We start from the raw sequence: 21517 nt of genomic DNA, 5'->3' as shown, positions 1-21517 counted from the left end.
TCCTAGTTTGCATAGAGCATGGCATGTGATCTTCTCGGATGTCTTACCTAAACAGGAAGATCTCAGGAAGATCTCAAGAGGCGTTGAACAAATAGACGAAAGTTTTATGCTTTTTATTTTGTGGCCTGTGTCTGCCGGTTGAGTTAATAGCACAGATAGATTGAAGACTTCAGGCTTTTACGGCAATCACTCCATCGGATAGAGCGATCCGTACCAACGACCTTGTTACGATATTTGCATTAAGAAAGACGTATTTAGACATATCTACGTATCTAAGTGAGATAAGAGAGCAATGCTATGCCAATAAAGGATAAGCGATCACCTCAGAGGAAAGCGACCAACTGGGCGTTCTTGATCCTCAGTGGCGTTTTACTAATCAGCACCTTCTTGCCGCCATCCCTCGGTCAAACAGCCGAAAAGGTGTCCTACAGCACTTTCATCGATCAAGTCACCAGTCATCAGGTCTCTAGCGCTTCGGTCGGAGACAAGGTAATTAGCTACCAGCTAGAAGAAGGCGGAACGGTATATACTACCAACCCTGTCTTTGACCTAAACTTGCCAACGCTATTACAAGAGAACGGTGTAGAGTTCTCAGCAACGCCGCCAAATAGTAATCAGTGGTTCAGCAATTTATTGAGCTGGGTCATTCCACCTTTGATTTTTGTGGGTATCTGGAGTATTTTCCTCAGACGTAGCCAAGGTGGCCAGGGGGGTGTTTTTTCCATCGGCAAAAGCAAGGCTAAAATCTACGTCGAAGATGAAGACACCAAAACTACTTTTACTGATGTAGCAGGCGTAGATGAAGCTAAAACTGAGCTGGTCGAAATTGTAGATTTTTTGAAAAACTCTAAGCGCTTTACCGATCTAGGTGCGCGCATTCCCAAAGGCGTATTGCTAGTCGGTCCGCCAGGAACCGGTAAGACGCTGCTAGCGAAGGCTGTTGCTGGTGAAGCAGGCGTTCCCTTCTTTAGCATTTCTGGTTCTGAGTTTATTGAGATGTTTGTCGGCGTGGGTTCTTCTCGAGTTCGAGATCTGTTTGAACAGGCCAAAAAGCAAGCGCCTTGTATTGTCTTTATTGACGAGCTTGACGCGATTGGTAAGTCTCGTGCTTCAGGTGGTTTCTATGGCGGCAATGACGAGCGTGAGCAAACGCTCAATCAGCTCTTAGCCGAGATGGATGGCTTTGGCGCTGATGAGTCTACGATCATCGTATTAGCAGCAACAAACCGACCGGAAACGCTTGACCCAGCTTTGCTCAGACCAGGTCGGTTTGATCGGCAGGTGTTAGTTGATCGGCCGGATTTGAAAGGGCGTCAGGCAATTTTGGATATCCATGCCAAAGAAGTGAAACTTTCAGAAGAAGTGGATTTGGCTGCGATCGCCACTCGTACGCCAGGATTCGCGGGGGCTGATCTCGCCAACTTAGTCAACGAAGCCGCATTGTTAGCTGCTCGCAACCATCGCGAGGCCGTTGTCCAAGCAGACTTTGCCGAAGCTATTGAGCGTGTCGTTGCTGGACTTGAGAAGCGTAGCCGTGTGCTAAACGATAAGGAAAAAGAAATCGTTGCCTACCACGAAGTTGGTCATGCTCTAGTGGGCGCGGCTATGCCTGGATCAGATCAGGTCGAAAAGATTTCCATTGTTCCTAGAGGGATGGCCGCACTTGGCTACACATTGCAGCTACCGACTGAAGACCGTTTCTTGCGAGATGAGGCCGAGTTAAAAGGTCAAATTGCGACTATGCTAGGTGGGCGCTCTGCTGAAGAAGTCGTCTTCGGAGCGATTACGACTGGCGCGGCTAACGACCTGCAACGGGCGACGGATGTTGCTGAGCAGATGGTCACCAGTTACGGCATGAGTCAGGTGCTCGGTCCGCTGGCCTATGATCGCAGCAAGCAAAATAGCTTCTTAGATAATGGGATGGCCCCTAATGCTCGCCGATTGGTTAGCGATGAAACTGCCAAGGCCATCGACGAAGAAGTTAAGAGCATTGTTGAAGCGGCTCACCAGCGATCTTTGAGAATTTTGAAAGACAACCGAGAGTTATTAGAGACAATTTCTCAACAGTTGCTCAAAGAAGAAGTGATCGAAGGTGAGAGTCTGCGAGAGATGCTAGCAGGCGTAAAAGCAGGCGAAGACACCTCAAACTCCTTCTCACAGCATATGGTAGAGGTTTAGTACTAGACTGGCAGCAAAGACAAGATGACGCTAATAGTGATGATCTTGCTTCGATAGTCTTTCTTCCATGGATTGCTAATCCTATGATTAAGTACTAACACTCTACAGATGGTAATAGCGACAGGTAATTCTAACGAATTCCTGTCGCTTTCTCCGTAATTGTAGTTTAGCTGGCGTAAGATGTAGCCGTGTTTGAAAGCCTTCTCCACAAGGAAGAATATAGGCAAAGAGTGAAGGTTGCACTCTTCGCACACCTGAGTTGCTCTCCCACCTAAATTGCTCTACGTCTGCTCTTTCTACCCTTGCTCTATAGAGTTTATGTATACCAAAAAAGCAATTACACGAGCGCTTCTAGAAAGAGGTAAACGGAAAGCTCAGCTTACCAATCTGATAGGTAGTCAATCTAGTGAGCGGTCCGTTGCTCAAAGTACTGATAACCAAAGAGCTGGCAGGTTTCTAGATCGGCTGTCGGTATTGATATGGATAAGTGTGATCAGCGCAGGTGTGATCGCTTTGACCTCAGCCTACACTCGCTACCAGCAGCAGTTTCTCACACCGCCTGTCGCCCTTGTACTAGGAGGGGCTCCAGAACGCGAACGCTTCGCTGCTCAGTTTGCCAAAACTCACCCTACCGTAGAGATCTGGATTTCATCTGGCAGCAATCCCGAATATGCTCAATGGATTTTTGACGAAGCCCAAATTCCTTCGGAGCAATGGTCTCTAGACTACGAGGCCGTTGATACCGTTACCAATTTCACCACCCTTGTAGACGAGCTAGACGCTCAAAACATCCGCGAAGTCTATCTCATTACCTCTGACTATCATATGCGTAGGGCTAGTATTATCGCGCAGATTGTCTTGGGTAGTCGAGGCATCGCCTTTAAGCCCGTCGAAATTCCTACTGAGCGATCGCCCCACCGCCCAGAAACTATCGTTCGAGACGTTCGAGACGGAGCCCGCTCGCTGCTTTGGGTAGTTACGGGTAAAACTGGATCGCAATGGCGAGAATCTGCTGAAAGATAAATTGAATTAATCGACTAGATTAGATACCTTAAATCTGGATAATTTGAACCGTAGGTTGCTTCATATCACCTCTTCATATCACCTAAGAGAAACCCATGACCTCAGCCATTCAAAACTCGCCTTATACGCAGTCTCAAATTCAGGTATGGCTGCGCGGACTACTTACCATTGCCTGGGCCGATGGTCATTTTGACGAAGAAGAAAAGAGTGTCATTCATACGATGGTGACCTCTGAATTTGCACCTGATGTCAACTTTGAGAGCCTAGAGCCAATTGAACCTAAGGCACTTGCCGAAGCACTTGATTTAGATAGTGCTGCTGCCCAGAACTTTTTACGGATGGCCGTGATGGTCTCTCTTTCTGATGGGGTTTACTCCGAAGCAGAGAACGACCAGATTGTCGCGTTTGCCAAGGCCCTCGATTTAGATACCGACATCCTTACCTCATTGCAGTCCAGCTTGGAAAAGCTGAGTGCTACGACTGCTGATCAGCCAACGACCGATGAGTCAAAAGGGAAGATCACGAGTAAAGCTGCCAGTGCCCTCAAAGAGATTACTAGCACAAATCCTCTCAATCCCGTTCGCGAGTGGCTAGATGAGCTGAATGTAGACGATCCTCGCTTGGCGAAGTTTGTTTGTAAGCTTGTACCCTCTCAGTGTCCCTTCGAGCGAAACGTCAAGCTCTTTGGCGATAAAGTCATCCACATTCCGCCCATGTGTAAAATCAACCCGCTTTACGAGCAGCTAGTGGGTTTAAGATTCAGAGCGCTGACCTACTTAGCCGATGAAGTCGGTGAAGATGTGACACCTTATCTGTAAGCTTTCAATCTGTAGGCTTTCAGTACGTAAAAATGGATACGATTAGCGCAGATGTTCTGGTTGTCGGTGGCGGCACAGGTGGCACAGCCGCAGCAATCCAAGCAGCTAGACGCGGTCAACAGAGTGGCCAGAGCATTGTGCTTGTTTCGGAGCTACCCTGGCTAGGCGGCATGCTCAGCTCAGCAGGAGTTTGTGCCCCAGATGGCAACGAGCTAGAAGCCTTTCAAACTGGGATTTGGGGAGCGTTCTTGCAGGAGTTGCGTCGACGGCATCCTGATGGATTAGATAACGGCTGGGTCAGTTTTTTTACCTATCATCCGGCCATAGCCGCGCAGATCTTTGCCGATTGGGTGGCGGCTTTGCCTAATTTAAAGTGGATCTCTGGGCAACGAGCTAGAGAGGTTTTGCGAGAGGGCGATCACATTACCGGTGTCAGATTCGATCAAATCGCCGTAAATGCAACCATCACACTCGACGGCACGGAGCTAGGCGATGTGCTAGCGCTCGGTGAGGTGCCCTACCGATGGGGATGGGAAACTCGCAGTATTTGGGACGAACCAAGTGCGCCGGTTTCTTTGAACGATCCAAGCGATCCGCTCTATGAGATCACGCAGCGCTATCCCGTACAGTCGCCAACCTGGGTTGCGATTATGCAAGATTACGGGAATGCCAACGCTCCAAAGATCGAGCGGCCCGCCACCATTCAAACAGAAGGAAGTCTACTACAAGAGAGTGACCTATCAAATCTATTTGCAGGCGCCTGGTCAAACTATGGCGACGATCAAGTGTCTGCAGGGCAGGTATGCCTGGACTACGGGCGATTGCCAGACAATCTATTTATGATTAATTGGCCGCATCAAGGCAACGATTACGGCGTAGGGCTACATCGACTAGTCGAATCTGAGACAGCTAGAGAACAGTATGGACAAGAAGCTCTGCGCCATACTCAGGCTTTTGCTTACTACATCCAACGTCAGCTAGGCGGTCGCTACGGACTTGCTACCAATCTTTTCCCACCTACCAAAGCGTCTCCTGGCGGCGGTTTTGCTCTGATGCCTTACTACCGAGAAAGTCGCCGACTCAAGGGAATAGCAACCGTAAGTGAGCGCAATATCTTACCTTTGCCTCATACTCAAGCAGCAGCGCTGCCAAGAAATCAGCAAGGTGAAGTTTGCTCTATTGCTATTGGCAACTATCCAAACGATCACCACTATCCCGGCTTTGAAATGCCCTTAGCGCCTAAAGCCATTCATTGGGGAGGACGCTGGACCGGAACTCCTTTTGCCATTCCCTATGGGGCGCTCGTTCCACAAACAACGGACGGACTGCTGGTCTGTGAAAAGAATATTTCGGTTTCACACATTGCGAATGGTGCCACCCGATTACAGCCAGTCGTCTTAGGCATTGGCCAGGCAGCAGGCATGGCAGCAGCGATGTGTGTTGAAAATAAATGTAGTCCAAGGACACTTGAGGTGCGATCGCTGCAAATAGCTTTGATCGACGAGCCTACTATTCCGGCTGCTGTTATTCCTCTATTCAATCTGTTGCAGTCCAATTCACAGTGGCGATCTCTACAAAAGTACTATCTTGCTAGACCGGATATCTATCCTAGAAGCGGAAATCATTCCTTCAAAGAAACTACTATCTCAGTAAAAGTACAGAATCAGTCCCTGTCTAATCAAACCTTGTCTAATCAGACCCTGTCTAATCAAACAAAAGTGGTTGCTGGAAAATTTAAGAAACGTGAAAATGATTGCTACGAACTGCATCAAAGCGCGGCTACTGACTTGCCTCATACATTGACACTGGTAACGGTTAAACCAGATATTGAAGAGGGTTTTCGAAGGATTTCAGACAATCAATCCGTAGAGATCCAGGGCACATGGAACGCTGCTGGGAAATGGTTGCTTTGTGAGCAGCTATTTCAGCAATAGACTAGTTCAACTCTTCATATTTAGAACCCTGACTTCGCACAAATTTGATGTAGTAGTGGGTATAGTCTTGGATTAGAATCTCCTGAGTATTATGCTAAATACCTATTACTACTCATCTAGCAGGTTTGCTATCGCTTACCTAACCGGGGCGCTGCTGTGTTACGCGTTCTCCATCCTATCAGCAGCTGGAATTCCAACCGGAGCATTGAATACGCTAGAAAGTCCCAGGCGCGATCACAATCAACCAACGGCAGGTTCGCCAGAAGAAAGCGGCATAGGGTTTACAATTACTCATCGAGGCAGCGGCCGAATTGTCCCTATTCGCATTTAGTTTGAGTGGACTACACTTAGCCTATACAAATGAGCATAATTCAGGGAACGCGTTTATCTATACAGTTCCAAAGAATGCACTTACTCCAAAGAATGCACTTATCCGGACAGGCACTGTATGGAGATACACAGCAAAAGGCTTATTTTCAGCTAAGGTAGTGAATAGTTCGCATATGTGTAATGCGCTTATCAAATAGCAAACGGTAGATACGTTGTAAGATGTGACCGCATACTGACTGCATAAAAGATACTCGGCCATCTTGAGAGTCTTTAGAATACACCAGGCAACCCCTGTAGAACTAGAAACAGACCTTGTGCCAGAGGGTTTATCCCTCTAATCTTCTGTGAATTTTCTTCCGTGAATTTTAGTAGATTAGGCGTCTACGCCTGATTGAGTTCTCAATGACCAATAATACTAATCTTGTAAAGCAGCTAGAACCCAGTGCCATTGACGAGATCATGATGCACTTGGCCTTTAGTGCGATGTGTACAGGCGGACATCGGCATGGTGCATTTCTAGATGCCGCTGCCACTGCAGCCAAATGTGCCATTTACACGACCTATCTTGAGCAGGGCAACAATCTACGTATGACTGGTCACCTTCATCATATTGAACCTAAAAGGGTCAAGGTGATTGTTGAGGAAATGACCGCTGCGCTCACCGAAGGCAAACTCTTAAAAATGTTAGGCTCTCAAGAGCCCAGATATCTCATCCAATTGCCTCACGTATGGCTACAACAGTATCCTTGGAAGCCAGGGGAGTATCGCGTTCCAAGCAACAGTTTTACTCTAGATGAAAAGCGTCAGATAGAAGCGAAGTTAGAAGCCGCTAACCTGCTCGATACTATTCCCAATGCCAAATTGCTCAACGGCTTTCAGTTTATGGAACTCGTTGAATTCTTACACGCTAGATCGCAAGAGCATCTTCCTGAAGCACGTAGAATGGCACTTAGCGATGCCCTGGCTGAACATATCAGGCGTAGACTGATCTATGCAGGGACCGTTGCTAGAATTGATTCCCCGACCGGTGGAATGCCCTTCTATGCACTTACACGGACATCCTATTCTCCCGCTAGTGAAGAAGAGCGTACCTATACCATGATGGAAGATACCGCTCGCTACTTTCGCCTGATGAGAGAATGGGCTGATTCTCGATCTGGCACTCGACGAATCCTAGAAGAGCTCAATATTCCTTTGTCCGATCGTGAAGCTGCTTTTAATGAGCTAGATAGCATGATTAGTCAGTGGGCAAACAGGTATCACGACGATTCGGGGCAACCTACGGTTGTTCAGATGGCAATGGGTAATAGCGATTCGCCCCAGTAAGCCGGGTGGGGTTATGGAAGTGGAGGTATGGGGACAATAGATCTTATGCCCGGATGAGATCTTATGCGTGGATGATAGCTCAATGGTTGGAGCTAGTGATCTTGGAGCGGGTGATCTTCTGTCTTCTCGAAGGTAGGTAGCTGTACGGCTGCTAGAGAGTCAATCTTGCGTTGAGGGCGAAGAGGATTCAGTAAGGGTGAGATAGTGGTGCTTTCACGATCTATCAGGCAGACATCGTCTGTACTTTGTATCCTTGTGTGAGTGTGTTTGGACTGATCCTGTTGGACTTCTTGGTTAGTTTGAGCTTGCTCGCTATCAAGCTCAGACGCAGACAAATTATCATTGGCAAGCGTACTTTGTACTTTAGCCGGCGATACGGTGGGGTCGATAGGTAGGGCCTCAGTCTGCCAGTCTAAAGGCGGTTCGGCATCTACACTTTGTACACTTTCTGCGTTTCTGATAGCTTCTGCCTTAATAGCCGGTATGTTATGGGCTTCAATAGTAGGCTCATCATCAATACTATTGGCTGAGACTTCCATCACCCGCTCAATGCCTTGCCACGACGTTTGATCTGCTTTCGCATCAGCGACTGAGTCTTTAATATCTTTGGTGATCGTTGCTGAAGAGGACCGTTCTAGTTCTGTCTCTAAGCAAGTGTTTAGGCTACTAATCTCTGAACAGCTAGCTTCTAAAGCATTAGAATCTATAGGGCTCTCACCCTTTTGGCCTCGAATAAGACTTTCTAAATGGGGATCAATATCGGTAAACGAGGCCCTGCCAACCGCAGTCCAAGGGACTATACGCTCTGCTCTTGGCATGGAAACTGACGAACTTTCATTTGGTTCGTCGAACCAGGGGGGTGAGGCCGTTGAGGCAGTCACAGTAGGAGAAGCTTTGACGCTCAATGACTTTTCGAGAGCCGCTTTGAACTGAAGGGTGTAGCGCTGCTGACGTTGGAGGCGCGATCGCAGATCCCGGTTGATGGTATCGGATTTAATTCTAGCTTGAGCTTCATCTGCATGCTGCTGCGTCACCAAAGCACATTCACGCTCTAGCTGGTGGATTCTTGCGTGTGCGTCATCAAGTTCGGCTTGAATCGTTTCTTGAATTAGCTGCTGACGCTGTAGAGTTTCCCTTTCAGTTGCTAGCTGCCTAGCTAGCCTAGCTACTTGCTGTTGCATAGTCGGGGCGGGCCCGGTTGGCTCAGTTTGCTCAGCGTCGACCGGCTGATCTGATAGCTGTTCTGCCAACTTTTCTTGAGATACGGTTTCACCTTCTACCATAGAGTGAACAGACTGCTGTGACGCCTTTAGCGCTGTTTCTAATTTAGAGGCTTTCGATAACAGCACATCGTTGCATTCATTTAGATTGTGAATCAGCGTCAGCAGCTCCTGTTCACGCTTTGAACTTAGCGATTCAAAGTGTGAGTTATTCTCCGAAGTTGACAAGTCAACGGCTTGAGCATCGTTTGTCATTACATTATCTACCTGAGACACTTCTACTTTTGAGTCGGGCACTATAGAACCTATTGTTATCGGCCAGGGGAAATCTCCTGTATCTATATTCCTTCGTTATTTCCTGGTTTTCTAGGGATGAAATCGGGCGACTAAGTATGCTGGTTTGACAGTAATTCTAAGGGAAATTTCATAAAAATTCCGAAAAGACTGTCACGTAGATTCAAGTCACAGATTTCAACAGATAGCGAAGTAGCTAGTATTGCTTGGCTGGTATTACTTAGCATGGCTGTAGTTTTACCAGAAATGCAGGCTAAAGGCAGAGAAATTGTAGGAGCGATTATAGTTTCTTAAACTAGTAGCATAAAAAATCGTAGAGCTTTGCCTTATCCCATAGGGTAGAGCGGCTATGCCTTATTTAAGAGCTACTTCACCTCGCCCCGCATCAGTTGTGCTTCATCTTAATGCTCTTTTTAATGCGCTCTCGTTCGCGTCTTCCACTTGGCTGATAGCTCCTCGTTACTCTGCCATAGCAGCGCAGCAGATCGTAATAGCCCCGACTGACCGGATCGCTAAGCTCAATGAGCGAATCAATCCCAATGCCGTTCCTGCCTTTGTCCTTACCAGAACTGTGGATGTAGCGGCCCTCTCCTAGGTAAAGCCCAACATGTGTAGTCCGCACTGGCGTGCCGAAAAATACTAGGTCTCCTGGCTGTAGCTCTTCTCTGGTCACTCGTTCGGTAAAGTCTTCTTGCTGAAAAGAATCGCGCGGAAGCTGAATGCCTGCAAACGCAAAAGCGGACTGCACTAGGCCAGAGCAGTCATAGTTAGGGGCTGTAGTGCCACCCCACAAATACTCGTTGGGTGTGGCCATGGCTGCTTTTGCAAAGGCGATCGCCTTCCCAACTTGTCCGCGAATTTCATCCGTACTGAGCACCGGCGCCCGGTAAGGCTGAGTAGCTGGTGTCAGATGATGCAAATGCTCAGCTGCTATCCATCCTGGATAGTCATCCTTACAGCTACACACCCTGAAGACTCGGTGGTCTTTCGATACTTCGAGAATGCGTAGATGATCACCTACATCCACCTGGGTGACTAGTCCCTGGCAAGTCGGTGATTGATAGAGATTGACTGCTTGGCTACATACATACTGTTGAACCGCACCCCGATAAATGCCATCTTGCAACGCTTCAAGCGTAACCATAGGCTTTTTGATCCAACCCCGATATTCGATGACGCTAAGCTACCTTACCCAAAGCTTTCCCGCAATCAATTTTTTGACATCAGCACCGCCGTTAAAGGAACGCTGACATATCGCTGATGCGTCACCAACACGGTAGTCTAGGTTACAGATCTGTATTTTTTGGCCTATCTATTCCACCTATTGCTATCTCATCTGCTGCTAGACGGCACTTCCTTCAATGACTACCACCCTCTCTCTCAAAACACCGGCTGTTGACAACACTCATCTCAGTACGCTTTGTAAGCTGGACATTCCCTCTCGCCTATTATTAGGCCCAGGCCCCTCTAACGCCGATCCTGCCGTTCTAAAAGCAATGGATCGTCAGCCCATTGGCCATCTCGATCCTGCCTACCTTGACCTGATGGACGAGGTGCAAGCGCTGCTGCGCTACGCCTGGCAAACCGACAACCGCATGACTTTACCCGTTAGTGGAACGGGTTCAGCTGCGATGGAAGCCACGATTGCTAACGCTATCGAACCTGGCGACAAAATCTTGATTGGGCTCAATGGCTACTTTGGTCACCGCCTGGTAGATATGGCAGGTCGCTATGGTGCCAATATCAGTACGATTAGTCGCCCTTGGGGAGAAGTTTTTACCCTAGCTGAATTACGTAGCGCGATGGAAACACATCGCCCTCGGGTGTTGGCCTTGGTTCATGCTGAAACTTCTACAGGGGCATGTCAGCCAATAGAAGGTGTAGGCGATCTTTGCCGTGAGTTTGACTGTCTGCTACTGCTTGATACGGTCACTAGCCTAGGCGGTGTGCCCATATTCCTCGACAAGTGGGGCGTAGATCTTGCCTATAGCTGTAGCCAAAAAGGACTGAGCTGCCCACCTGGAAGTTCGCCCTTCACGATGAGCGATCGCGCCCTAGATAAGCTCAACCAACGCCAGAGCAAAGTCGCCAACTGGTATCTCGATATGTCTTTACTTAGCAAATACTGGGGTGAGGGCCGCACCTACCACCACACTGCCCCTGTCAACATGACCTATGCCATCCGCGAAGCCCTGCGCCTTTTGGCCGAAGAAGGCTTAGCCGCACGGTGGTCACGCCATCAGGAAACTGCCGAGTATCTGTGGGATGGCCTAGAAGATATGGGACTGAGCTGCCATGTAGCGCGCGAGTATCGACTGCCGACGCTGACAACCGTACGCGTACCCGAAGGTGTGAATGCCAAAGCCGTCACCGCCAAACTTATTGAGGATCACAACCTAGAGCTAGGCGGTGGGTTAGGGGACTTAGCCGGTCAAGTTTGGCGAGTAGGTCTGATGGGCTACAACGCTAAAAAAGAGAACGTAGATACGTTTTTATCAGCGCTGAAACAGGTGTTGGCCAAAGTTTAGTCCGAGATTCAAGTAGCGTATCTCAACGTACAGGCGGCCTTAAACAGCTCGGTTTCATAGCAACAGCCCTTGTAGATGGACGGTCTGCAAGGGCTATTCTTTGCATATGGGAGGTATTATAGAATACAGGATATAGGTGATCTATAGTCAGTACAAAACGCTACTACAAACCACCGTATTAGCTAATGCTTTGTTAGTTGCTAGGACGGGCTCTTTTATAAACCACATATCAATAAATGGCTACGAGATCTTTGTTCTACAGAGTGCTTGCGCTTAATATGCTGGTAATCTCACTGGTTATCCTTATCAGTTTTCCGTTTCAACAGATTAAACAGCAGTTCAAAGATGGTGGCTTCATTAATATCTTTTCAGGAATTCAACTATTTGTTGTTGCTTTCTATGCCCGTCGAGTGTTCAAGATTGGGTCTGTAGGCTTTCGCCGCCCTTGGCGATCGCCCGCTGCCATCTGGGGCATTATCAGCGCTGGCTTTGCTTTTTTAGCTCTCGACGAACTAGCCACTATCCATGAAGGGATAGATAAGCTGATTCACATCGTTTTTAACTTGCAAGAAACGGGTTTGAGCGATCGCATCGATGATCTCATTGTTGGGCTCTATGGCGTGGCTGCGATTGCGCTGCTAGTCATCTACCGTCAAGAGCTAAAAAGATACCGCTTTGTTTTTCCTTATGTGTTGGGTGGCTTTGTGTTGTTGTTTTGCATGATTGGCATAGATACCCTTACCAACCGCGATGATATTCTTCTAACTTTTCTTTCGGCTACCCAGTCCGATAGCTTGCTGAGCTGGATATTCATTCTCGAAGAAACTTGCAAGCTAGTTTCAGAAGTTTTCTTTGTGACAGCAGCTAAGTATTGTGAACAGATAGGACGACGCGATCGCTCTCCCGCTGCCATTGAGTCTTCGCAGCCACTACTTTGATTTTTTGAATACGTATTTTAAGCAGCCCCAAGGCGGTTAAGCATAGCTATAGCTACGGCACGCCTATTTCTGAAGTTGCGTGCGTGAACTGATTAGAGGCGAAGTCAAGAGACATAGTGTCAGTTTCTTCAACCTTCAATCTTAGACAAATATATAAGTACGATAGATCTGCACTAATTGGATGCATAAGAATTTTATTGCTGACATATGAAAGACCTTTTGAAAGAAGACTAAAGGCTGGTATTAAAGGCAAACAGCGATCCCGCAAGAATGTTCTAGGCAAGTTAATACAGGAATTCTATATTCGTTTTTCTCTCTTCCATCTAGGGTATGTAGATTTATGTACACACCAGAATTTCCGTAATGATGCGGTGATAATATTCCGATTGGGTATGCATTAAGTTTTTTTGTTCATGTCGCATCAATGGCATAAGCACAATTTCTAAACACGTTGTTTGAACATTTTCGGTTTGCTAGCTTTCTGTTTATGTTGTCTATCTGTAATCGCTTTCTAAGTGAATATCCCATGTTTTCATGACATAGGGATATGAAAGTATCCAGCGTACAGATTTCTGTTTGTGAATCTTTAAGAAAAAGATAATTCTATTGATTTCCCTTTTATAAGCGACTCCGAAGATCTTAGAAGATCTTATGAATGACCATGAATGAAAGAGATTTGGCGTGCGATATCTTTCACTCATATTCATTACGTATGCTGAGTTGTGTCAGGCAAGAGCTACACAGTACTGAGCGCTGTTGGTTAGCCTAAGGCACCTAAGGCAATTTCTCAGGCTGCAAATCTTTCGCTCTGCTACTCAACGTTGCTTGTATCAACGATTGAGTAACTATCAATCTGTTCAATCTTTAACGTGAAACTCAAGTAAGGAAAGTGTTATGGCTATAATCGACGGCACACGTTTCGCAGATATTCTTCAAGGCACTAATGAAGATGATATTATCAACGGCCTTGAGGGAAATGACTCTATAGAGGCTGCTGGTGGCAATGACCAGCTACGCGGCGGTGCTGGCGACGATACGTTGACTGGCGGAGCCGGCGCTGACGACTTTGTCATAGAACAGACTTCTGGTAACTCTAACAACACCGTTACAGACTTCGTTAAAGGTGAGGATGGGATAGACCTGCGAACTTTGGGAATCAGCGAGTTCGAGACTATACTCCCTCTGCTCTCAAACAACGCGGAAGGCAATGCCGTAATTACGACACTGCTAACAGGTTGGGTCTCTACAACTGAGATTGAAGGTCTCAGCGTAGAGCAGCTGAGCGCTAACGACTTTATCTTCGATAGTAGTACTACTGGTGACGAGAAAGTAGGTACGAGGTTCGATGATGACCTGTTCGGTGGCTTGGGCAACGATACATTGACCGGAGACACTGGAGAGGACCGTCTCTTTGGCGAAAATGGCAACGACCGTTTGATTGGTGGGTCTGGCGACGATACGTTGACTGGCGGAGCCGGCGCTGACGACTTTGTCATAGAACAGACTTCTGGTAACTCTAACAACACCGTTACAGACTTCGTTAAAGGTGAGGATGGGATAGACCTGCGAACTTTGGGAATCAGCGAGTTCGAGACTATACTCCCTCTGCTCTCAAGCAACGCGGAAGGCAATGCCGTAATTACGACACTGCTAACAGGTTGGGTCTCTACAACTGAGATTGAAGGTCTCAGCGTAGAGCAGCTGAGCGCTAACGACTTTATCTTCGACAGCAGTATTGCCGGCAACGAGAAAGTAGGTACGAGGTTCGATGATGACCTGTTCGGTGGCTTGGGCAACGATACATTGACCGGAGACAGTGGAGAGGACCGTCTCTTTGGCGAAAATGGCAACGACCGTTTGATTGGTGGGTCTGGCGACGATACGTTGACTGGCGGAGCCGGCGCTGAAGATGTTGCCGTTTTCTCCGGTGCATTTATTGAGTATGAACTTAGCCAAAACAGCGGGAGAATCATTGTTGAAAATATCAGTGGCAATGGTGATGGGACGGATGTTCTCTCTGGAATCGAAAGAATTCAATTTAGCGATCGCACCATTAATACTCTTCCTACCGTCATCGAAGCAGCCGGCGATTCATCCTTACTCAGAACCTTCCTCGACGGCGCCTATCGAGTGCAAACAGCAGGCCGAAATCCTGTGAATGTCACTTTCCAAGGTAGACGGACTGGTCCATTTAACGGCTGGCAAGCAATCGGCGCAGAAGCCTTGACCGGTGGCGGCTACCAGCTCGCCTGGAGAAGGAACGGTAGTCAGTACAGCATTTGGAACTTAGACGGTCGAGGAAGGTTTGTCAGCGCCAGAGCCTACAACAGTCAGAGCATCACTCAACTCGAATCAGCCTTTGGGCAAAACTTTAACGGAGATGGATCGCTGGCACCTGCTGCCACCGCCATCGAAGCTGCTGGCAATCTATCCCTAGTAGTTACTAACAGAGGCGCCTACCAATTGCAGGCAGCAGATCTAAACCCTTTGGATGTCATCCTTCAAGGTGGACAAATTGGTGCATTTAACGGTTGGCAGGCCATCGGCGCAGAAGCCCAGACCGGTGGCGGTTATCAGGTCGCCTGGAGAAGGGACAATGGTCGGTTTGGTATTTGGAACTTAGACGGTCGAGGAAGGTTCATTAGCGCCAGAGGCTATGACAGCCAGGGCATTACTCGATTCGAATCAGCCTTTGGACAAGACTTTGACGGGGATGACTTGCTGGCGCCTGCTGCTAGGGTCATCGAAGATAATGGCAATCTATCCCTAGTAATTGCTAGCAACGGCGCCTACCAATTGCAAGCAGCCGATCTAAACCCTTTGGATGTTATTCTCCAAGGCAACCAGATTGGTGCATTTAACGGCTGGCAAGCAATCGGTGCTGAAGCGCGGACCGGTGGCGGCTATCAGGTCGCTTGGAGAAGGAACGATGGTCGGTTTGGTGTTTGGAACTTAGACGGTCAAGGAAGGTTCATCAGTGCCACAGGCTATGGCAGCCAGGGCATTGCTCAATTCGAATCAGCCTTTAGTCAAGATCTTAATGGCGATGGCTTCTAACACTACATCAATTAAGATCTTTCGGCATTCTCAGTAGGGTTGCGCAACGGGTAAAAACTTGGAAGAAAGGACGTAATCAAAAAGTAAAAAAGACGACTATAGCCTAGCCAAATTGCGATTGCTAGCAGCACACTACAATCAACTCGCTATAGCAATCTGCTGGATATATTCAGCAGATTGCTTAGCATTTGGCTTTACTTCTTAGTAGCTCTATCACTTCTCCTGCGTTTTGGGCTTCATAAGCCTATCCACTGTCATGACGATAGTCCTTGATATGTCGATGTCATCATGAGAAGAAGGATCGCCGTTGTTTTCAATGCGCCTTATGCTCCCTCCTCAAAGATCACAGCTTCAAAAGCTACGGCTGTACCTTCATTTAATACCTATTTTTGGTGTAGTGCTCTCACTCTGGTCGCTTTACGGAAAATCAACTTTAGCTGTTGAAGAACTAGAGGGGGCAACCGAAAAAGCGACCGAAAAAGCGTTTGCAGCGGCATCGGTTAAGTCGGTCAGTCGGCTATCGGTGATACTTGGGCTAGGCTGTGTTGGCGCGATCGCCTGTCTTGGTATCGGCGCTCATAGTCAGACCAGTCAAACCAACCACCTTCGCCTACTGCTGATGAGTAGCTTTGTCGGCTCCAGCTATTTTCTACTCAGCCTCGCTTTGATGATTCGTGTCGCTAAAGATCAATCGCTTCGGCTTCCTGGGATCAGTCAGCTTAGTCGCCGACTCCCTTAGCATTCTCATATTTTAGAGTCCAAATTCCTCTAAACTCCATAGATTGTCAGATTTCGGCTACTCTATGCCTAGTGCAGCCGCCTCTAGTGGAGCTGCCTACCCTTTCTCACCATGCCAAAGCCATTGCCCCCAATCACGCCAAACATCTCTTAAGTGAGGGTCATCTTGTCGCCTATGAACTTTGTGCCCAAGAAGAAATCGTCAAACCACTCGGACCCACACCAACCCAAAAAGCCCAAAAAGCCATTTCGATTGCCCCATTGGCTGGGCGTTAGTATCCTACTCGGGGGGGTAACGAGTCTGTCTATGGTGGCGGGCGCGCTGCTAGCAATCTCTCTTGAAACCACACCTCTACAGCAAAGCGCCCTTTCACCCGAGGAAGCAGCGATCTTCACTAGCGAAGGTCCCATCGCAGGGGGAAACAAGTTGCGACTGCCGCGCCTGAGCCGCCCAGTCAATATATTGCTGCTAGGGACCAAAGTCACTAGCTCTGATCTCAACGACTATGACGCTATCTATGAAGATGGCTATGATGCTTTAGTCAATTCTCTAGAGGGTCTATCGGATACGATGCTGCTCTTGCGATTTGATCCTAGCAATGAGAGCGTATCGGTGCTGTCGGTCCCACGCGATACTCGTACTAATGTGGGCGGTGTGGTAACCAAAATTAATGAGGCGAATCTTCAGGGGGGGCCAGCGCTCAGTGCCCAGTCTGTTAGCGAACTGCTCGGTGGCGTCAGCATTGATCGCTATGTGCGAATTAATGTGCAAGGCGTTGAAAAACTGATTGATGCTATCGGTGGCGTAGTGGTCAATGTTCCTAAGGATATGAAATATCAAGATGACGCTCAGCATCTATATATCAATCTGAAGGCAGGCCAGCAGCGACTCAACGGGAACCAGGCATTGCAGTTCCTGCGGTTTCGCTATGACAACAACGGCGATATTGGCCGGGTACAAAGACAGCAAATATTCATGCGAGCGCTCGCCCAACAAGCCCTAAACCCCACAACGATTGCGCGGTTGCCCAAAATTCTCTCCGTCATCCAATCCAACGTAGACACCAACCTTTCCGTCGAAGAGCTAGCCGCTCTAGTTGGCTATGGAGCCCAAACCGATCGCTCTAACGTCCAGATGCTAATGCTTCCTGGTAGCTTCAGCAGCTACGACGACTACGACCTTAGCTATTGGATTCCAAACTACTCAGAGATTGATGCTTTAGCCGAGCAGTACTTTGGCCTTTCTAACGCCTTTGCCGTTTCAGAGCGGATCGATCCGTCTTATTTACGAATCGCCATTCAAGATAGTACCTATGACGATGTGGCAGTGCAGTCGCTAGCCAATAACCTGTACGATACTGGCTATATGAACGTGGCGATCTCACGCTCACTGCGCCAGCCGCTCAGCAAAACCAAAATCCTCGCCCAGCGCGGCGATGTCGCTAGCGCGCGAGAGATTCAGCAGTTTTTAGGTGTGGGTGAAGTTTGGGTAGAAAGTACGGGCGACCTAGAGTCCGATATCACAATTCAGCTAGGTGAAGACTGGCTAAGCGAACATGGTGGGACGCTCTAGAATGGCAGAAGCAACGGTGAGTCAGACACCGCCCTATCAGCTCAAAATTACCTTGACCGATAGTGAGCCAGAAATTTGGCGGCGCGTGATTGTTGCTTCAAAAACAACGCTAGCCGAGCTACACAGAATTGTTCAGCAGGCGATGGGGTGGGAGAACCTACATCCCTATCAGTTTCGCCTAGGGCTAGGCCAAGAAAACAAGCTCGATTCAGCAGAGTATCTAATGGAAGTATTCGCTACCAGTGAAGCGCTTGGTCAGATGCTGTACTACAACTACGATCCACGCAGTGGCTGGCTACATCGAATAGAGCTAGAAACGGAGGTAGAAACGCTAGAGGCGGCACCGCAAAAAGTATCTTCCTTCCCTATCTGTATCGATGGCAAGTCAGCCTGTCCACCAGAAGGTTCAGGCGGTGTCTGGGGCTACGACGAACTTTTAGCTAGATTAGAAGATATTGACGATCCAGACTATTTGAACCTGATTGATCAATACGGCAATTTTGATCCGGATGCCTTCGCGGTTGCTGATGCGAATGCTCGGCTGGCTTTGTAACTTTTTCCTTTTTCAATCCCTAGTGTCTTTATGGACGCCTTTTCGAGTGTCTTTTTAGCAGGATTCCATCTCAGCAACACAACTATTCCTATCCCAGAAAGCGCAGCGATTACCCCCCAGGCCACCGCTAACCCAATCACTTCGCCGATAAATAAGTTGCTGCTTGCTCTTAATTCGCCCCCAACTACCCAGCCCATCGCGATCGCCACTGCCCAAATGACGCTACTGATCGGCACCCATCGCCAAGCCGCTGCTACCTGTCGTCGTATGGCTAGCCACTGCCCTACGCCTAGCCCCAGCCCCACATAGGCACCTTGCATAAGGCCAAACTCACCTCGCAGTGGCAGACTCATTGTGGCTGGAGCCATCCATCCCAACGCACCCCCCTGAAAAAGCGTGAGCGCGCCCCAACTCACTAAACACGCTATCAGCCAACGATAGGCACCAGGCATATAGGGCCGCAGTACCAAACACTGCGCCAGTCCGACTAGGCCACCGCCAACTACCCCTTCACCGATCGAAAGATCGAACCGTTCACCCACTTCTACAAATAGCAAGCTACTCAAAAAAGCAAGCCAGGTTAATACTGTCCAGCTTAGCCACAGTGTTAGTTCATCGCCCTTAAGTGTTGCTCTTTGTCTAAGCGCTCTCCTGTCAAGCGATCGCCGCTCTGCCGACCATTTTTCTACCGCCCACTTACCCATAGAGGTCATACGGCGTCTGCCTCTTGCAATAGCTCACGAAAGTTTTGGCGGCGCTGCTGGGGTGGCTCTGGTGTGAAGTAGCTCCACAGCGTATCCCAGTAGAAAAACGACACGCCCGAAAAGTGATGATCTCGGCTGCTGATCACTTGCTGGCTAATCTGCTCAAAAGCAATCGGGCTCCCCCAGGTACCCGTAAGAATGCCAATGCTGACCGGAATGCGATCGCGAATTGACTGCAACGTCTCCTTGGTTAGCTCCGCTGCAAACTGATCTAGATCATTGCGATAGATCTGTACAACTAGCTCATCTAGCCAGCCCTTCTCTGCCCAGGTTTGCCAATCTTGTGCATAATACTGGTACGCATAGCTTGCTGGGTTAGGCGAGAGCGAAAACACACAGTCCGAACAAGTTTCTTTTACCCGTTTTTGCAAAGTGTTCACAAAGCCGCTGAGCTTTTCAGCTCGCCAGTGAATCCAATCTTTGTCAGCAGGGTCTAAAGGCGGTAATTGGCCCTCGTGCTCCGCTTCATACAGCGCCACGGTAAACGCGTCATAGCCAAACTCAATTGGAAAACTAAAGTGATCGTCAAATTGAATACCGTCTACGTCGTAATAAGTCGTGACCTCATCTACGAGATCCAGTATTAATGCCTGCACATTTGGATGCAGCGGATTAAGCCAGCCTAGCTCGCTCGGCGCACCGCTCTTTAGCAATCTATGCAGTCTTTTTGACCTAGCCATTGCGCTTTCTGACGCAGTTTCTAGTTCTGGTGTTTCTTCAATTGGCCCATTTACGAAAGTATCTTCACTGAGTCGCTGGCTGCCATCTGCTCTGGCTGTCAGCCAGTCAGGATGCGCTTGGGCTAGTCGTGACTGTAACGGCACCATAAAGCCGTATTCAAACCAAGGAATGACTCGCAGTCCTTTTTGATGACCTCGCCTGATCATTTCTGCTAACGGGTCTTCTCTAGGATGCATTAGACCCACGAGTGGAGAGATATCACGCTGGGTAATCTCTTTCATGCGATCGCTGCGATAGATAGTCTGGCCTCGATTCCATACCACTGGATACACCGTATTGAAACGCATATCTGCTAGCTGCTCGATAGTGCTAGCAATTCCCCAGGGCATGAAGAAAACGCTACTAGCCACATTGGTGACCCAAACTCCTCGCACTTCTGAATCAAGTGATGAGGACTTAGATCCTACTAAATGGTCTAGAGTGGTCGGCTCGCCACCAGTAGACGGCACAAGTAGCGATCCCAATGGGCCTGTTAAAAAGACTACAAGCACCGCTACGCAGAAGATTCCTGTGCGTTTAATTAAGGAGAGTAGCGATCGCACCCACACCGGTCTATTGGTTCGCATGAAGTTCAGTTCGCATGAAGTTCAGCTTGTATGAAAGCTAGCAAAATGGCAGTGCCACCTATTTCAAACGCAAAAGCACAGCTTTTAGTAAATCAGTTTCTGGTAAACCACGCTCAAAAGCTTAAGCTTTGTCTTGGATAGTCTACTAGAGCGTATCTGGATCCACGCCTAATTCTCTCAACTTTTGAGCCAGTCTATCTGCTCGCAAGCTTTCCTGTTCCGCTCGCAAGCTTTCCTGTTCCGCTCGCTCCTCACTAGAAGGCATCAACTGACCGTGCTGATCCCACCAGCGCAGCCACGACTGTTCATCTGGCAGGATGTATCTACCTCTCCATACGCCTAGCTCCACGCCCAAAGGGCTAATCTCATATCGACCACGAGCATTCGGCTCTAGCTTTTGGTAGGTCATATCGGCTAGGTGATAGACCTTTAGTTTGGCCGTTTTGATTTCGTAGATAGCATAATAGGGGATGCGAATTACCGTCTCGTATACCCAGAATTTCCCCGGCTTAGTAACTTCGTCCTCCTCTGTTCTCAGTAAGGGCGTTCGATCTCTTTCTTCGCTGCCGCTGCCGCTAGCAAACTCAAGCGCAATCAGCGGCGGGATATATTCTTGCCACATCACATAAGAGCGCCGAATCCGACCATTTAAAAGCGGCGGTACATTGGGTACATAGAACCAACCGGGTGCTTCTGCGCCCTTCTCAGGTGGATCGGCTTGTCGCCAGTAGATGCCACAGTCTTGGCCGATAGCGTAGTTTCCATCCGGGTGACGCCGATCGAGCAACGGCTGAATTGAACTAGTCAACAGCATACTTTGGAGATGCTCTTGAAAATTCTTCACGAACGTTCCATCCGATTCAGGGAGCTGTGTGTGATCGGGTAAGGGCCCTTCGGGAAACTCTGTGAATTGAACGGCGGCATCTGCCATAGCAG

Annotated in this window: 17 protein-coding genes and 1 pseudogene; 13 read left to right on the top strand and 5 right to left on the bottom strand. The window is 48.5% G+C overall.

Going from position 1 to position 21517, the window contains the following annotated elements; all coding sequences use genetic code 11:
* The first annotated feature begins 297 nt into the window (after positions 1–297).
* From ftsH to hetR, 6 genes are all read left to right on the top strand, one after another.
* On the top strand, positions 298–2178 hold the full coding sequence (gene ftsH / locus S7335_RS11400) for an ATP-dependent zinc metalloprotease FtsH (RefSeq protein WP_006455029.1): 1881 nt from the start codon (positions 298–300) through the stop codon (positions 2176–2178).
* Between the two features lie 318 nt (positions 2179–2496).
* On the top strand, positions 2497–3201 hold the full coding sequence (locus S7335_RS11395) for a YdcF family protein (protein ID WP_006455557.1): 705 nt from the start codon (positions 2497–2499) through the stop codon (positions 3199–3201).
* A gap of 95 nt (positions 3202–3296) precedes the next feature.
* Complete coding sequence (locus S7335_RS11390) at positions 3297–4019, top strand: Mo-dependent nitrogenase C-terminal domain-containing protein (RefSeq protein ID WP_006454981.1); 723 nt, start codon at positions 3297–3299, stop codon at positions 4017–4019.
* 32 nt (positions 4020–4051) lie between these two features.
* Positions 4052–5953, top strand: coding sequence for an FAD-dependent oxidoreductase (locus tag S7335_RS11385; protein ID WP_006457662.1), 1902 nt, complete (start codon positions 4052–4054; stop codon positions 5951–5953).
* A 91-nt stretch (positions 5954–6044) separates the two neighbouring features.
* A complete protein-coding gene (locus S7335_RS11380) occupies positions 6045–6284 on the top strand; it encodes a hypothetical protein (RefSeq protein WP_006453670.1) in 240 nt (79 codons plus the stop codon).
* A gap of 401 nt (positions 6285–6685) precedes the next feature.
* Positions 6686–7609 (top strand): peptidase S48, encoded by a 924-nt coding sequence (hetR, locus tag S7335_RS11375; RefSeq protein ID WP_006456315.1) that lies wholly within the window; start codon positions 6686–6688, stop codon positions 7607–7609.
* 92 nt (positions 7610–7701) lie between these two features.
* Here hetR and S7335_RS11370 read toward each other — a convergent pair whose 3' ends face one another.
* Both S7335_RS11370 and S7335_RS11365 read right to left on the bottom strand, forming a co-directional pair.
* Positions 7702–9126: a hypothetical protein gene (locus S7335_RS11370; protein WP_038016132.1), complete on the bottom strand. Its 1425-nt coding sequence runs from the start codon at positions 9124–9126 to the stop codon at positions 7702–7704.
* Between the two features lie 382 nt (positions 9127–9508).
* Positions 9509–10267 (bottom strand): C40 family peptidase, encoded by a 759-nt coding sequence (locus S7335_RS11365; RefSeq protein WP_006454345.1) that lies wholly within the window; start codon positions 10265–10267, stop codon positions 9509–9511.
* 217 nt (positions 10268–10484) lie between these two features.
* On the opposite strand from S7335_RS11365, the gene S7335_RS11360 reads away from it, so the two are divergent.
* The 7 genes from S7335_RS11360 (at position 10485) to S7335_RS11335 (ending at position 18510) form a co-directional block, all read left to right on the top strand.
* Positions 10485–11651 (top strand): alanine--glyoxylate aminotransferase family protein, encoded by a 1167-nt coding sequence (locus S7335_RS11360; RefSeq protein ID WP_006454264.1) that lies wholly within the window; start codon positions 10485–10487, stop codon positions 11649–11651.
* 236 nt (positions 11652–11887) lie between these two features.
* Positions 11888–12589 (top strand): hypothetical protein, encoded by a 702-nt coding sequence (locus tag S7335_RS11355; protein WP_038016130.1) that lies wholly within the window; start codon positions 11888–11890, stop codon positions 12587–12589.
* A gap of 894 nt (positions 12590–13483) precedes the next feature.
* Positions 13484–15646, top strand: coding sequence for a M10 family metallopeptidase C-terminal domain-containing protein (locus S7335_RS11350; RefSeq protein ID WP_006454613.1), 2163 nt, complete (start codon positions 13484–13486; stop codon positions 15644–15646).
* Between the two features lie 325 nt (positions 15647–15971).
* On the top strand, positions 15972–16385 hold the full coding sequence (locus tag S7335_RS11345; RefSeq protein WP_006457565.1) for a hypothetical protein: 414 nt from the start codon (positions 15972–15974) through the stop codon (positions 16383–16385).
* An 86-nt stretch (positions 16386–16471) separates the two neighbouring features.
* Entirely contained in the window at positions 16472–16660 is a 189-nt protein-coding gene (locus tag S7335_RS28410; RefSeq protein WP_006454970.1) for a hypothetical protein, read from the top strand.
* Entirely contained in the window at positions 16638–17957 is a 1320-nt protein-coding gene (locus tag S7335_RS11340) for an LCP family protein (protein WP_038018023.1), read from the top strand. The genes S7335_RS28410 and S7335_RS11340 overlap by 23 nt, the downstream gene beginning before the upstream one ends.
* Entirely contained in the window at positions 17941–18510 is a 570-nt protein-coding gene (locus S7335_RS11335; RefSeq protein ID WP_083785071.1) for a plasmid pRiA4b ORF-3 family protein, read from the top strand. Before S7335_RS11340 ends, S7335_RS11335 begins: the two co-directional genes overlap by 17 nt.
* Here the strand turns inward: S7335_RS11335 and S7335_RS26810 are convergent.
* From S7335_RS26810 to S7335_RS29485, 3 genes and pseudogenes are all read right to left on the bottom strand, one after another.
* Entirely contained in the window at positions 18444–19223 is a 780-nt protein-coding gene (locus tag S7335_RS26810; RefSeq protein ID WP_071776928.1) for a hypothetical protein, read from the bottom strand. The two genes, S7335_RS11335 and S7335_RS26810, sit on opposite strands and share 67 nt — an antisense overlap.
* On the bottom strand, positions 19220–20581 hold the full coding sequence (locus tag S7335_RS11325; RefSeq protein WP_006457154.1) for a glycoside hydrolase family 10 protein: 1362 nt from the start codon (positions 20579–20581) through the stop codon (positions 19220–19222). The genes S7335_RS26810 and S7335_RS11325 overlap by 4 nt, the downstream gene beginning before the upstream one ends.
* A 391-nt stretch (positions 20582–20972) precedes the next feature.
* Positions 20973–21395: pseudogene (locus S7335_RS29485) on the bottom strand (Uma2 family endonuclease); the annotation flags it as partial.
* Between the last annotated feature and the right edge of the window lie 122 nt (positions 21396–21517).

It is taken from the genome of Synechococcus sp. PCC 7335 (assembly GCF_000155595.1).
In the GTDB taxonomy this organism is placed as follows: domain Bacteria; phylum Cyanobacteriota; class Cyanobacteriia; order Phormidesmidales; family Phormidesmidaceae; genus Phormidesmis.
The sequence above is the reverse complement of the archived record's forward strand: the minus strand, read 5'-3'. Positions and strand labels throughout refer to the sequence as shown.